At 61.9% G+C, this 15,642-nt stretch carries 5 protein-coding genes; 2 read left to right on the forward strand and 3 right to left on the reverse strand.

Going from position 1 to position 15,642, the window contains the following annotated elements; translation table 11 throughout:
- Positions 1-98 precede the first annotated feature (98 nt).
- A complete protein-coding gene (locus BK670_RS06260) occupies positions 99-12,596 on the forward strand; it encodes a filamentous haemagglutinin family protein (RefSeq protein ID WP_123449056.1) in 12,498 nt (4,165 codons plus the stop codon).
- 47 nt (positions 12,597-12,643) lie between these two features.
- Here BK670_RS06260 and BK670_RS06265 read toward each other — a convergent pair whose 3' ends face one another.
- The 3 genes from BK670_RS06265 to BK670_RS06275 all read right to left on the reverse strand — a co-directional run bounded on the left by BK670_RS06265 (position 12,644) and on the right by BK670_RS06275 (position 14,313).
- Positions 12,644-12,937 carry a type II toxin-antitoxin system RelE/ParE family toxin gene (locus BK670_RS06265; RefSeq protein WP_311197018.1) on the reverse strand — a complete coding sequence of 98 codons (294 nt, stop codon included), beginning with the start codon at positions 12,935-12,937 and terminating at the stop codon, positions 12,644-12,646.
- Entirely contained in the window at positions 12,918-13,112 is a 195-nt protein-coding gene (gene relB / locus BK670_RS06270) for a type II toxin-antitoxin system RelB family antitoxin (RefSeq protein WP_123449058.1), read from the reverse strand. The genes BK670_RS06265 and relB overlap by 20 nt, the downstream gene beginning before the upstream one ends.
- A gap of 253 nt (positions 13,113-13,365) precedes the next feature.
- Positions 13,366-14,313 (reverse strand): SphA family protein, encoded by a 948-nt coding sequence (locus tag BK670_RS06275; RefSeq protein ID WP_123449059.1) that lies wholly within the window; start codon positions 14,311-14,313, stop codon positions 13,366-13,368.
- Between the two features lie 211 nt (positions 14,314-14,524).
- On the opposite strand from BK670_RS06275, the gene BK670_RS06280 reads away from it, so the two are divergent.
- The gene (locus BK670_RS06280; RefSeq protein WP_123449060.1) at positions 14,525-15,562 is read left to right on the forward strand and encodes an AraC family transcriptional regulator; all 1,038 of its coding nucleotides are present in this window, start codon (positions 14,525-14,527) and stop codon (positions 15,560-15,562) included.
- The last annotated feature ends 80 nt before the right edge of the window (positions 15,563-15,642 follow it).

Genomic DNA, 15,642 nt, shown 5'->3' on the forward strand with positions numbered 1-15,642 from the left:
GCCCCTCGCCAACGGCCTATGTCGTAACAGCAGGTTTTTTGCAGGCCTGCGGCATCTTTGGCAACCAAAGTGTGGCAATCAAAAAGGATCTCGTAGTGATGCTCGCTCGCCCATCCCGTCGTCGTACCCATGTTCTGTCCTCCAAGCGTGAAGCCATGGAGCCGACGCTGTGGCTGCTCAAGCCGTTGGCTCACGCCGTGGCGTTGTGCCTGGTGGCGGGCAGCGCGCAGGCGCAGACGGCATTCAGCTCGAGCTGGTTTGCTGCCAAGGGTGCTGCGCAACAGGCAGCGGCGGCGCGTCCGGGCATGGGCGGCTTGCCGGGGATGACACCGCCGCTGGCTCAACAACAGAAGGCCAATCAGCAGCTGCAGCGTTCGATCCAGACGTTGAACAACACCGTTGCCGCGATTGCCGCACAACAAGCGGCCCAGGCGGCCGGCCGTGCTGCCGCATTGGGCACGGTGCAGTTTGTGCCGGACGGTCTGGGTGAGGGCGGTTTGAAAGTCGATAACAGCCTGGCCCAGGGTTGGCAGAACGCCAAGGGCCCGCAACAGACTCAGGCTGACGGCAAGACCACGGTGAAGATCGAGCAGACCGCCGACAAGGCGATCCTCAACTGGGAAACCTTTAACGTCGGCCGCAACACCACGGTCGAGTTCGCTCAGCAAGCGAACTGGGCGGTGCTCAACCGGGTCAACGACCCGAGCGCGCGGGCCAGTCAGATTCAGGGTCAGATCAAGGGTGCCGGCACGGTGATGCTGGTCAACCGCAACGGCATCGTCTTCAGCGGCAGCAGTCAGGTCAACGTACGCAACCTGGTGGCGGCGGCGGCGAATATCACCGATATCCAGTTCCGCGATCGTGGGTTGTACTTCGACAGCACCGGCACTCAGCCGACCTTCACCGATGCCGCTGGCAAGGTGTTGGTGGAGCGCGGGGCGTCCATCGAGACGCACAAACCAGCGGTTTCCACCGATGCCGGTGGTTATGCCTTGCTGCTCGGCAACGAAGTGCAAAACGACGGCAGCATCAGCACCGCCAAGGGGCAGACGGTATTGGCCGCCGGTGACCGGTTCTACATCCGCAAGGGCTCGGGCACCGAGGGTAATGCCTTTTCGACGACCTTCGGCAACGAGGTCACGCCAGGCTTCAAGGCCGGCGCTGTGGCGGGCAAAGTCACGAACAACGGCCTCATTCAGTCCGCCACTGGCGACATCACGTTGGCCGGTCATGAGGTGGTGCAGAACGGCGTTTTGCTCGCCAGCACCTCAGTGTCTACGCGCGGCACGATTCATTTGTCCAACCCGGGCACCGACAGCACTGGCAGCGTCACGCTGGGACAGGGCAGTGCCACGGCGATCATGCTCGACAGCAGCGACCTTACGGCGCTCGACAGTCAGCGCGACGCTGCCCTGACCGGGGTCAACGCCAACAACCGCATCCGTGGCGATCAATCGCGTATCGAGATCCAGAGCGGCGGCAGCGTCGAGTTCCAGAACGGCTCGATCACCTTGGCCACCGGCGGACAGGTCGCGGTCAGCGCTCAGCGTCGCAGTCTGGTACGCGACGGCGCGATGATCGATGTGTCTGGGGCGCTCGGCGTCAAGGTCGCGATGGAAAACAACAACATCAAGATCAACGTGCAGGGCAATGAACAGCGCGACGCGTCGATCAACCGCGAGAAGGGCGCGCTCAACAGCAACGACGTCTGGGTCGACGTGCGCGAATTGGTCTACGTGCCGGCCGGCACCAACGGCTATGCCACGGATCGCTGGTACACGGCGGGTGGCTTGCTGGAAGTGGGCGGCTACCTCGGCACGCAGGGGCACAGCATCGGCGAATGGATGGCCCAGGGCGGTACGGTGAGTTTTGCCGGCAATGATGTGGTCACCGAGAAGGGGTCGCTGATCAATCTGTCCGGCGGCACGCTGGATGTGCAGAGCGGCCAGATTCGCCAGAGCTGGCTGCGCGGTGCGGATGGCAAACTTTACGAAGTCTCGCGCGCGCCGGGCGATCTGCTCTACACCGGGCTGTACAAAGGCTATGAGGACAACAGCGAACGCTGGGGCCAGACCAGCTACTTCTACAACCCGTTGATCGCGCCGCGTTCACGCTTCGAATCGGGTTACACCGTCGGCCGTGACGCCGGGCAACTGGTGGTCGCCACCGCCAATGCGGTACTCGACGGGCAGATGATTGGCGAGGTGTACCAGGGCGAGCGGCAGAATCAGGCAGCCAAACCGGTACTCGATGGCTATGAGCAGAGCCAGACCGCACTGGCGCGGCGGGCGCAGTTGATCGTCGGCAGTTATGACCCGACCTGGGTCGCCGCCGCGAGCGGCTTGTTGTACACGCTTAACCCGACGCTGGATCAAGTGCAGATTGGCGGCGAGCGCCCGGTCGCCGGCAGTGATCTGGATCTGGCCGGTGCGGTGTCCGATGCGCGCAAGGGCAAGTTGTATCTCGATAACGATCAACTCAATGGCTTCCGCCTCGGTGCCCTCAAAGTCGCGGCCAAGGATCAGGTCATTGTCGATGGCGCACTGACCGTCGATAACGGTGGCGACATCACCCTGTACTCCCCGGACGTGCAAATCGGCGCCGACCTGACCGCGCGTGGCGGTAGCCTGCGCCTGGGCAACGTGCTCAATCAGTTCCTCAGTAGCGACACCGCTGACACTCGGCTCACGGCGAAGGTCGACAAGGCGACGCAGGTCAACGTGGCCGACGGTGTGCGACTCGATACTCGTGGCGTGTGGAGCAACCTGCGCACCAACCCGGATGATGGTGCGAGCCTGGCATATCTCAACGGTGGCTTGGTATCGATCCGCAGCAGTGGTGATATCGATATCGGCGCGGGCAGTCTGCTTGATGTCTCCTCCGGTGGCGCTGTGCTGGCCAACGGCAAGACCCGTGGCGGCAAGGGTGGTGACTTGACGCTGGAATCCAGTGCGATTTCGGCGCCTGGTAAAACCCGCCTCGACCTTGCGGGTGAACTGCGTGGCTACGGTGTCACGGGCGGCGGCACGCTGACAGTGCAGGCCAACAAGATCCTCGTTGGCCAGACCGACCAGGCATTGGCCGACAACACCCTGCAACTGTCCGGTGATCTGTTCAGCAAGGGTTTTTCCGCTTACAACCTGATCGGCCTGAGCGGGCTGGATGTTGCCGAAGGCACAGCGATTGACATCACCCTGCCGGTGTACCGATTTGGTGATGCCGCGCCGAATCAGGTCAGTGGTGTCGACCCGCAAACGGCGCTTGAGTTGTGGACGCCGACGCTGTTCCAGGAAAACCCGACCAAGGGCCTGCTGACCCAACGTGCCGGCGCCAGCCTGACGTTGCAGGGCGGCGCCAGCCTGATCGGTTTGATCGATGCCGCCAACAGCACGTTGACCCTGGGCCGTGGTTCGCGCATCAGTGTCGATCCGGGGCAGAGCATCAAGCTGCGAGGGGCGGGGCAGATCACGGTCGAAGGTGAACTGAATGCCTGGGGCGGGACGATTGATATTCGTCAGCAACAGTTCGGCTCGATCAACCCGGGCACCTCCAATCAAGTGGCGGATTCGAATGCGCACCACCGTTCGATCTGGATCGGCGAGCAGGCCGTACTGGATGTCGCCGGACGCGCCAATACCGCCATTGATGCCCTGGGGCGCACGTACGGTCAGGTCGGCAAGGGCGGCAGCATCATCATCGGTGGCGAAATAGACACGAAGCTGGCGACGGCCACAGCGGCCGATGCCTATGTCATCGTTCGTCAGGGGGCTCGACTCGATGCGTCCGGCACCGAAGCTGTTCTCGATATCGCCGGTCAGGGGCCGACCCGCGTCGCAACGGATGGCGGGCGCATCAGCCTGAGTTCCTACAACGGCGTGTTCGTGGAGGGCAGCTTGCGTGCGGCGGCCGGAGGTGTCGGCGCTGCCGGTGGGCGTCTGGAGCTGGCGCTTGAGGCCCCGTTGTACATGGACTCGGCAAGCAATGCGGTGCGCGCGCCGAGGGAAATCATTATCGGCCAGGGCCCGGGGGACACGCGGCTGTCCGCCACTCTGCGACCGGGCGAGGGCGCCGACAGTTTGCGCTACGGCCAGACGCGCCTGAGTGCCGATGGATTGATGGCCGGCGGTTTCGACAACCTGAGTCTGCTGAGCAACGGCTTGCTGTCGTTTGACGGTGACGTCAATTTGCACATGAACCAGAGCCTCAATCTGTTTGCCGGGGCGCTCTCGCTGGCAGAAAATTCCAGTGATGCGGCACGTATCGACTTGCGCGCGCCGTACCTGCGCCTGTCCGGTGTCGGTACTTACTTTGAAGCCCCCACCATGACGCGGCCACGGGTGACCCTCAATCCCACGAACCGATTGTCGCAGGCCACCTTCAATGCATCGGCGAACCTGCTGGATGTGGGCAACGGGCTGTCGTTCGGTACGCAGGGTGCGATCTTGCAACAGCAAGGGCCTGCCGTTGCATACAGTCGCCGGGCATTCGGCCTGGTGTCGCTCGACAGCAGCGGTGACCTGCGTTTCCTCGCCCCCAACGACCGTGCCGAAAAAACCCGCCTGTGGGCCCCGGGAGACTTGAATCTCGGTGCGGCGCAAATCTACCCCGCCACGGGCGTGCAGGCTGACGTCCGCGCCGGCTATCAGGGCGCCGACCGGGCGAACGAACACACCCTGCGCATCAGCGGCCGCGGCGCGGCACCTGCGGCGGTGCCTTACTCGGTATTCGGCAGTTTGAGCCTGACCGCGGGCACCCTCGAGCAGGGCGGGGTGATCCGTGCACCGTTGGGCCTGATTACCCTGGGTGACGATGTCCTGACCACCACACGCGAGGTGCGCCTGTTGCCGGGCAGCGTGACGTCGGTCAGCGCCGCCGGGTTGGTCATGCCTTACGGCGGCACCACCGATGGCATCGACTATCGCTACAACGACAAGTCTGTCGTCTTGAATGGCATCACCGGCGAAACCAATGGCGTGGTCGTCAACTCGCAATATATCGATGTACAGAGTGGTGCGACCCTTGATCTGTCCGGTGGCGGTGACCTTCGCGGCGCCGGTTTCGTGTCCGGGCGTGGCGGCTCCACCGATGCTCGTCTCAATCCGTTGGTACGCAACGCCGCCGACGGCACCTTCAGCTTGCCAGGGCTTGCGAGCAATCCGGTCTACGCCATCGTGCCGGGCAATCAGAGCGTTTATGCGCCGGTGGTGGCAGGGGCCGCTGCAGTGGATCCGCGTGTCGGCCAGCAGATCACCCTTGGCGCGGGCGTGCCGGGTCTGGCCGCAGGCACCTACACCTTGTTGCCCTCCAGCTTTGCCCTGTTGCCGGGGGCGTTTCGCGTTGAAGTCAACGGTCAGGCGACGCCGAGCGGGACGACGCGTGCGCTGCAACTGGGCAACGGCTCCTGGACCAGCAGCGGACAGATGTCGATTGCCAATACCGGTTTGCGTGACAGCCTCGCCAGCCAGGTGATTCTGACCTCTGCCGATGTGTTGCGCCGCTACTCGCAATACAACGAAACCAGCCTGACCCAATTCATTTACAGCGATGCCGCACGCCGGGGCGTGCCGCGTGCGCTGGCGCCCATGGACGGCAAGACGCTGGATTTGCGTCTGAACGCCGGTGGCGAACAAGACATTGCTTTGCAGTTCAACGGGCATGCGCTGTTCAAGGCCGCCGAGGGTGGCTTTACCGGCACCGCCGTACTGCGCGGGGGCAATGCCGGTGCGAACTTTGAAATCCTTGGTGCAGGGCATGCGCCAACCGCTGACTTCGATGGCGTCTCGGTCTACGCTGACACGCTCAACAACCTCAATGCCGGACGCCTGAGCATCGGTGCGATGCCGAACGTCATGTACGGTAACTCGGCCAACATCATCGGATTCCTTGGCACCAGCAAAGACATTGTTCTGCGTGAAGGGGCGATCCTGTCGGCGCCGGAAGTCTTGTTGCGCACCACGTCGACCCTTGGTGGCATCACGGTCGAGGCGGGGGCGGGGATCAATACCCTGGGACGCGGCGATGTGGCCTACGACTCAACGGCCGGCTATTTCTATCAGCCTGACCAATCCAGTCTGTTGCTGGCTTCCAACGGCTGGACCCACGTTCTGGCGCCGAAAGCGGCCAGCGGCATTTCCGGCGGTGGCAGCATCCGCATCGGTGCCTGCACCACGACTGTGTGCAGCAACCCGGCGATCCTTTATTCGAACGGCAGTCTCACGGCTGCCACGGATAATCAGTTCGAGCTCGACGAAGCGGTGCGTTTCGGCACGCGTCATTTGGCGCTTTCGGTCGGCTCGGTCAACGCCGGCAGCGCCGAAGCACTGGCAGCGGCAGGCAGTCGCGTACCGGCGGGGTTGATGCTCAACCAGAACGTGCTCAATCGACTGCTGCGTGGCGATACGCAGTACGGCGCACCGGCGCTGGAAACCCTGAGCCTGACCACTCGCGATGCTTTCAATTTTTACGGCAGCGTGAGCCTCGACACTCTCGATCCGCAGACCGGCCAGAGTAAATTGCAGAACCTGGTGCTGGTCACTCCGGCGATCTATGGCTTGGGCAATGCCAACGATGTGGCGAGCATCCGCACCGCCAATTTGATCTGGAACGGCGCCACGCAAAGCCCTGGCGGCGTGATCACCGCTGGCGCCGGTACGGGCAGCGGCACGCTGGACATTCAGGCGCAACGTATCGAGTTGGGGTACGACTCGATGCCGCAGGCGAGCGGCCTGGATCAGAACAATCGTCTGGCGCTGGGTTTTGCCAGCGTCAACCTGACGGCCAGCGACCGCATCACCGCCAACCACAAGGGCAGCCTCGCGGTGTATCAGGAGCAGGGCGCTTACGACCCGGTCAAGGGTTACAGCTACAGCGGCGGCAACCTGAATCTGCGTACGCCGTTGCTTACGGGTGACGCGGCGTCGGTGAGTGTGCTCAAGGCTGGCAACAATCTGACGCTCAGCGGTGGCGGGGCTGCAGGGGCGGCGGACGCCCTGGGTGCCGAGTTGGACCTTGAGGCTCGCAACATCGTGCTCGATAGCCGTATCACCCTGGCGAGCGGCAAGCTGACGGTCAAGTCCGAGGGCGATTTGACCCTGGGCAGCGCTGCGGTGCTGGACATGGCTGGGCGTACGTTGCCGTTCAACGATTTGAACAAATACAGCTGGGGCGGCGACGTGTCGCTGTACAGCGCCAATGGCAATATTCGTCAAGCGGCGGGCTCGCGGATTGACCTGTCGGCGAAGAACAATCAAGCCGGTAACCTCAGCGCCATTGCGTTGGCCGACGCAGCCGGGACAGTCGATTTGCAGGGTGAAATCCTCGGCGGCAGCAGCGGTTATTACGATGCCGGCGGCACGCTGGTGCCGTACAAGGCCGGGGGCGTGGACATTCGCGCGCAAAATCTGGGCGCAGATGCCACCGCGCAGTTCGACGCGCTTAATCAGCGCCTGAACGCCGGACAGGTGTTCGGCAGCCGCAGCTTGCAGCTCAAGCAAGGCAATCTTGTGATTGGCGATGGCCTCAAGGCCAGTGACATCAATGTCTCGGTGGACAACGGCAGCCTGACAGTGACGGGTTTGGTCGACGCCAGTGGCGAGCGCGTCGGCAACATTCGTCTGTCGGCGAAAAACGGTCTGGCGCTGGCCGGCAACAGCGTGCTCGACGCTCATGGTCGAGTCCTGCGCGTCGACAGCTACGGCAAGATCATCGATGCGCCGAACCGCGCCACGGTGGAACTCAATTCCGGTCAGGGTGTACTCACGCTGGCGTCCGGCGCGCGGATCGACCTGCGTCACGGCACCGATTCGCTGCCCGGTTTCCTTGCAGGACAAAACGATGGAATGCTGCGCGGCACTCTTGAACTCAACGCGCCGCGTCTGGGCAGCAATGACATCGCCATCGACGCCAGCGGTGCGTTGGCCATTCAGGGCGCTCGCTCCATTAGCCTCAACGGTACACGCCGCTACACCGACGCCCGCGATGGCGTCGATCAAGCGGTCAGTGGCCGACCGTATCAAGTGATCGATCAAGCCATGCTCGAGCGCATTCACGGTGACAGCAACATCTTTATCAACGCCGCGCTGAGCAACAGCGATCTGCTGCAACGCAAACTCGCCGGGCTGAACAACGCCACTTACGCCGACGCGTTCCATCTTCGCCCGGGTGTGGAAATCGCCAGCAAGACGGCTGACGGCGACCTGGTGGTGGAGGGCGATCTGGACTTGTCCGGTTATCGCTATGCCAGCCTCAATCCGCACACGCGCTTGAACCCGTCGGTGTATGGCTCTGGTGAGGCCGGTAGCCTGGTCATCCGCGCGGGTGGCAACCTCGATATTTACGGCAGCATCAACGACGGTTTCGCGCCGCCGCCGGAAACTCAGGATGATGCCGGCTGGAAATTGATTGCCGGTGTGCAGCCGTTCGGCGGTGATCTGATCGTGCCGGGCAGCGGTGTTTCGCTGGCTGAAGGGACACAGTTCCCGGTCGGCGTCACGCTCAATTACGACGTGACAATTCAGGGCGCGGTGTTGGCCAGCGGCACGTTGCTGCCGACTCAGGCCGTGTTGGCTGAGGCGTATACCTTTAGCGCCGGCACGGTGTTGGCCGGGGCCATCCATGATGCCAGTGGCAACCTGCTGTACGCGGCGGGGACGTTGCTCAGTGACAGTGTGACGGTGCCGGCCAACAGCCGTTTGGGGGCCGGTATCCGTCTGAACAAGGCGACCAGCCTGCAAGCCATGAACTGGCCCAAAGGCGTGCCGTTGCCGGGGGTTTACAACGCCGACCTGCAAAGCGTTTCCGGGGTCAGGCTGAGTGGTTCGCTGGCGTTGCTGCGCGGATCGCTGATTCCTTCCATGACCGACGTGAAACTGGCCGACGGCACGTCTTTGATCGAGCTTCGTCCCTTCAATGGCGCACAACAGGGTAAAAACTGGGCGGTGGCGAGCATGCTGCCCGCGGGCAGTGCCTCCTGGTCGATGCGTGCGGTGGCCGGCGCCGATCTCGGGGCGGCGGACAGCCGCGCGGTGAAGCCGGTATTGACTGATGGCAATCTGCGCCTGGCCGATGCTCATTACGGTGTGACCGTGACGACGGGTACCGGAACAATGGTCTGGGCGCCAGGCAATCCCTACGATCTGCCGGGGTATAACCCGGTGCCCGATGACCAGTTGTTCATGTGCGATTTGATTCCGGGACTTTGTCAGCCGATGGCGCGTTGGGTCTGGGCGCCAGGCAGCGGGTTGGGCGGTGATTATGAGCCGGTGCCTGAAGAGGCGCTGATCCTCTGTGACATCTACCCGAACCTGTGTATCGGCAATAATCCGGGCACAACCGCCAAAGCTCATAGCCAGATGTTCAGCGTCCTGCGCACCGGCACGGGGGATCTCGACCTGATCGCCGCCGGCAACCTGAGCATGGACTCGCCGTTCGGCGTGTATACCGCAGGCACTCAGTCAGCCAACGTTGATCCGCTCTATAACCAGAAACGCGGGCATCTCTCGGACAGCGATTCGGTGCTGGGCACGGCGGGTGCTGACTATGAGAAATGGGTCAACGGTGGCGCGGACAGCTTGTATCAAGCCTGGTATCCGCAGATGGGTGGCAACCTGACGATCAACGCCGGGGGCTCGGTTTCCGCCGATTCAGTAGGCAAGAAGGCGCTATCGTCGGGTGGCGGTTTCCGTGAGCAGATTGCCAGCGCGTCAGTGGGTAACTGGCTGTGGCGCCAAGGTACAGGCAATCCGGATGTGCCCACAGCCTGGTGGATCAACTTCGGCAGTTACGCCACTCAGTTGATGACATCCGACGGCAATACCGAACCGTACCTGGTGGGCTTCACCGGATTCGGCACCTTGGGCGGCGGTAATATCAGCCTGCGTGCCGGAGGTGACGCCGGTATGCTCAAACCGTTGGGCGACACCATCAATTATCCGCGCAGCCAAGGGCTTATCGTTGCCGTGGGCAGCACGGGTCGTGTCGCCAGCGATGGCAGCGTGCAGATGACCGGCGGCGGCGATATGGACATCCGCATCGGCGGCGCATTCAACCCATCGCTGCAAGCGCGAGCCGGAGACAATGGGACGGGGGCGCCGAGGCACGACCTGCAAGGCGCGCTGATCAATTTGCGCGGGGCGGCGCAATTGACGGGCGGGGCACTGGGCGGCATCAACCTGCAATACGGTGCCATTTCACAGTCGCATGATGTCCGTGAAACCCGACCGCTGGATCCTTTCACCTCGACCACCAGCAACGCGTCCGGTGGTCTGGTGCTGATTCCTGGTGACTCGGGCATGAGCCTCAGCACCCGGGGCGACCTGGTGTTGGGCGGTGCGGCCGATCCCGGTCGGGTGCGTCTGTTCAATGCCTCGCCAGTGTTCGATAACAGCGGCAATATTGGAACCGGCGGCATCCTGAGCGGCTTCTCGCTGTGGACCGATCACACGGCCATCGATCTGTTTTCTGCCGGAGGCAATCTCACACCCAGTACTCAACTGGCGGAGGTTGCAGGGAGTCTTTCCCCTGTGAGCGACGCCAATTCCTCGCCCACCGATGGCCGTTTTGTCTATCCGTCGATTCTTCGGGCAGTGGCGGCTCAAGGGTCGATTTATGCCGGTCCATCGGCGGCATACGGCAAGGGCAACTTAGCGCCGACTACCGCGTATTCATTGTTGTTGGCACCTTCGACAGCCGGACAACTCGAGCTGCTGGCCGGCGATTCCATTTATGCTGGCGGCTACGCGATCAATCAATCGGGCGCCAGCCCATTGGCCATTGCCACGCCTTTCAAGCCGGCATTCCAGGCTTTCGCCAGCGCTAGCGCCGGGACACCCCTCACTAGCAACTACGGCAGCGACGGTGTTAAGCCTGACGCTAATTCGCGTTATCCGTTGTTGGCCTTTGGTCCCGACAGCTATTCCGGATTGAATGACGTGCAGGGGCCGGCACGGTTCTACGCCTTGACCGGCGATCTGGTGGGGATACGCAGTGGCGAAACTTTGAGCTTTGGTGTGTCCAAACGTACCTGGTATGAAGCGGCAGGCCCGGTCTGGATGATCGCCGGGCGCGACATCGTGGCGTCAGGGACCAACCTGGGCCAACCGACAATCGTACAGCCTGATGAAATGGGCGTTGGTCGGGAGAGCATCAGCTCAAGCGGCAACCTTTTCGTGCATAACGACCCGCGAGACGTATCGCGGGTGTCGGCAGGCCGCGACATTCTCTACAGCAGCTTCGATATTGCCGGCCCAGGCACGCTGGACATTAATGCCGGGCGCAACATCCTCATGGAAAACCGTGCCAGCATCACCAGTCTCGGCTCGATAGTTGCGGGGGATCAGCGCCCTGGTGCCAGCGTGGTATTGCAGGCGGGCGTGGGCGCGCAGGGGCCGGATTACACAAGGTTCATCGCGCGTTACCTGAACCTGCAGAACCTTGCTGATCCGAATGCCTCTCTCAACAGTCAGCCGGGCAAAGTGGTCAAGACCTACCTCGACGAACTGCAGAGCTGGCTGACCTTGGGCTACGGCTTCAGCGGCAACGCCGAACAGGCGCAAGCGTTCTACGCCGCGCTGCCAAGTGCCGAGCAGGCAATTTTCGCCCGCCAAGTGTATTTCGCCGAATTGCGTGCCGGCGGCCTGGAATACAACGATGTCGACGGCCCGCGCAAAGGCAGTTACCTGCGCGGTCGCAACGCCATCGCGGCGCTGTTCCCGACCACCGATGTGGCCGGTAACCCGATCCGTTACGACGGCGACATCACGCTGTACGGCGGAGCAGGGGTCAAGACGCTGTTCGGCGGCGATATCCAGATGCTCACCCCGGGTGGCGGTCAGGTGTTCGGCATCGAAGGCGCGGCGCCACCGTCCACGGCGGGGATCATCACTCAGGGCTCGGGCAACATTCAGCTCTACTCGCAGGGCAGCATCTTGCTGGGGCAGAGCCGGATCATGACCACCTTCGGCGGCTCGATTCTCGGCTGGTCGGCCGAGGGCGACATCAACGCCGGTCGTGGCTCGAAAACCACGGTGGTCTACACCCCGCCGAAGCGCGTGTACGACACTTGGGGCAACGTGACCCTGTCGCCATCGGTGCCGAGCACCGGCGCCGGTATCGCCACGCTCAACCCGATCGCCGAAGTGGCGCCGGGCGACATCGACCTGATCGCGCCTTTGGGCACCATTGATGCGGGCGAGGCGGGGATTCGTGTCTCGGGCAACGTCAACATCGCCGCGCTGACGGTGGTCAACGCCGCCAACATCTCGGTGCAGGGCAAGGCGACGGGTGTGCCGGTGGTGTCGGCGGTGAATACCGGGGCGATTACTTCGGCCAGTTCGGCCGCATCGTCGGCCACGCAAGCGGCGGAGGACGTCGCCCGTCAGCAGCAAGCAGCTTCGCGACAGAATCAGGCGTCGGTGTTCACCGTGCAGGTATTGAGTTTCGGCAATGAGCAACTCGCGCCGTCCCGCGATGGTGCCAGCCGTGCACCGGCCCCGGGTTACAACCCGAACAGTCCGGTGCAGGTGTTGGGCGCCGGGGCGCTGGATGAACAGGCGAAACAGCAGTTGACCGAAGAGGAACGTGGGCAACTGACGCTGTAAAAGACTCTCGTGCAGTACGTTTGGGCGACCGGTTGGTCGCCCTTTTTTTATGTTGATGAGGTTCGTGGGTATTGTTGTCGAGTGTGGACAAACGTCAGTATTTTGATGTGCCCGTTCACTCGATAGACCAGTAGATAGTTTGGATTGACCAGCATTTCCCGAGTACCTGGCGCTCGACCGGATCTGTAACCATAGGGAATTGATGAAAGCCTTTGCGTTGCTGCACCCACCTTGCGCTGCAAAGCCGCTGAAGCGTTGGAATTGTATTGTTCAATGTAATCGATAATGTCAGCCAGATCGTCCAGAGCTTGATCGCTCCATTCAAGCGGCAGCGCGTCGATTCTTGCGTTTCTCTTCTAATAGTTGCTCGAGCCGCACCATGGCTTCCTCATGGGGAATGCCCGGGCGAGGATCATCCAGTGCAGCCCGCACCTTGGCACGGAACCAGCGATCGTAGCTCTCTGCCTCTTCTTCGGATTCGAACTCAGAATAAAACGGGGAAAGCAATATGCTCATATGACCTCCGTGATCAATTTCAAGCAGTCTAAGTGGGGAATGGCCCGTTGTCGTCACTGGCTGACGATGCACCCCATGAGCCCTTGAGGAACCATGGGATAACGGCGTCAGTATCTGCAAGCGCCCCCTTTAAATCTGCCAGACGTTTCCCCCTGTTGTCCGGTAATCTCGACCGCCGCTGTAGGCGTATTCCACCCATGCGTTTTTCAGGTTTTCAGGCTACAAATCCAGGTGCGCTTTCCTACAAATGCACTCAGAAAGCGTACGGAATACTCACCTTCGCCCACAACATTTCCCCCTCCGGTCGGTTCTCCACATCAAATTCCTTGGCCCAGCGAATCTCCGCACTGGCGTACTTGAGAAAGGTGAATTGCAGCGCCGGGCCGATCGCGAACACCTTGCCGCGCACGCCGTCATCGACGTCCTGCCCGGCGAACTGCACGGTGTGGCCGAACTGTTTGTCATCGGTGGTCTGCTGGAGGAAGTAGCCGTTGATGCCGAGCATCAGGTCGTCGGTGATTTTGTAGCTGGCCGAATAATCGAAATGGAAGATCTGCCCCGACTTGTAGTCGGTGTCTTTGTTCTTCTCGTTGAAGCTGTAGGTGGTCTTCATCGAGACTTCGGTGTTGTCGGTCGGCAACCAGGTGAAGGAGAACAGCGGTTTGTAGGTGTAGAAATTGTTGCTGGTATTGGCCAGTCGGTCGACGTTGTATTCGCCGGTGGGTACGGTGATTTCCACGGCGGCGCCAAGGGTCAGGTTTTTGCCCATGTCCCACAGAATGATTGGGGCGATGGTGGTATCGCCCATGCCTTCGCGGGTGTCGCTCAAGCCGAACACCGAGACTTCCTGCTTCAGCCACGGCTGGGCGATGTAACCGGCCAGGCGTCCACCGAACACGCGCACCGGGCTTAAATAATCGAGACGCGGAATCACAGCGGTGGATTCGATTTCGACATTCGGCACCTTGCCGCCGAACGAGCTGATGTTGAGCTTTCGCGCCTTGTAGTGGTTGTAGTAGAGGTTGAACGCGACCATGTTCTCCGGAAGGCTGTCGACTTCCAGCGGCAGCATGAAGAAACCGTCGGTGCCGGTGCCGATGTTGTCGACGCCGGCTTCGGTGGCCAGCGCCGCTGCGGTCGCGGCGCAGCTCAGTAAGGAAAGGGCCAGACGCAGAGGGAATGTCGCGCGGTTCGGGTGCATAACCGTCCTCATTATTATTGTGTTTTGGGCGCAACGCCGGCACGCAGTACGCCCGGTACTATAGAAATAAGCGCTTGGTGCTCGGCGGGGCAGGGTATTGGCGGACAGTTAGGGGGACTTCTGCGGACAGTCGCCCAACCCTGTGCTAACTTTCTTCGACATAACCGGTTACAAAAATAACAATCAAGCGTGATCCGGAATGTCAGCCCCCATGAACGTAAAAGTCCAAGACCCGACCTTTGAACTGGCGCTGGTCTCGCCGTTCCTCCTGCAAACCCTCGCTGAAGTCGTGCAGAACAAGGGCATTGATCCCCAGAGCCTGTGCCGGGGACTGGGCTTCACCCTTGAGGATCTTCAGGATCCGGCGCAGCGGATTTCCTATCGTCAGGCCGTGGCGATGATTCAGCGCGCACTCAAGGTGTTGCCCAATCAAGGTTTGGGGCTGTGGGTCGGGGCGCAGAATGTACTTGGCACACTGGGCCTGCTCGGGCACGTGTTATCGCTGTGCAAGACCTTGCGCGATGCCTTCGCCCTCGGCATTCGCCATCAGCACACTTCAGGCGGCATCGTCGTGTCCAGCGTCGATGTGGTCGGCGGGCAGGTGCATCTCGATGCCGAATGCCGCTTGCCGTTTGCCGATGTGCAGGTGTTTGCGGTCGAGGAGTTTTTCGCCAGTCTGCTGGTGTATGGCCGCGCGCTGGTGGGGGCTGAGTTCAAGGCGATCGCTGTGGAGTTTGTGCATGCCGCACCGGATTACCTGAGCGAATACCACCGCCTGCTAGGGCCGGAGGTGCGCTTCGGTTGTCTGCAAAATCGCATGCTCATCGACGGGCAATGGCTGGACGTGCACCTGCCCAATCATCATTCGCTGGCGTTGCGTCAGGCCGTTGCATTGCTCGAGCTGGAAGCGGCGCAGGTGCATCAGAAACTCGATCTGATTCAGGCCGTGGAGCGTGCAATCGCCCGGGATCTGAGCAGCGGCAGTCACATTGAAAAGGTCGCCAGCGACTTGAACATGAGCAGTCGCACCTTGCGCCGGCGGTTGACCGAGCATGCGCTGACGTTCGAAGCGTTGCTGGAGCAGGTGCGCCAGGCGCGGACCCTGAGTTTGCTGGCCAATCCTGATATGCCGATCGAGCGGATCACCGAGGAAGTCGGGTACAGCGATGTGCGCAGTTTTCGCCGCGCGTTCAAGCGCTGGACGGGGCTGAGCCCGAGCGCGTGGCGGCAGGAGAGCATCACCGCATAGTCCGGACAATCGCCACAGGCTTGCGTGCGCAATGCATCAGTGTTTCAACCACACAAACCCTCCGGCCACAGGTAAACTCC

This window comes from Pseudomonas fluorescens (genome assembly GCF_003732425.1).
GTDB lineage: Bacteria > Pseudomonadota > Gammaproteobacteria > Pseudomonadales > Pseudomonadaceae > Aquipseudomonas > Aquipseudomonas fluorescens_BE.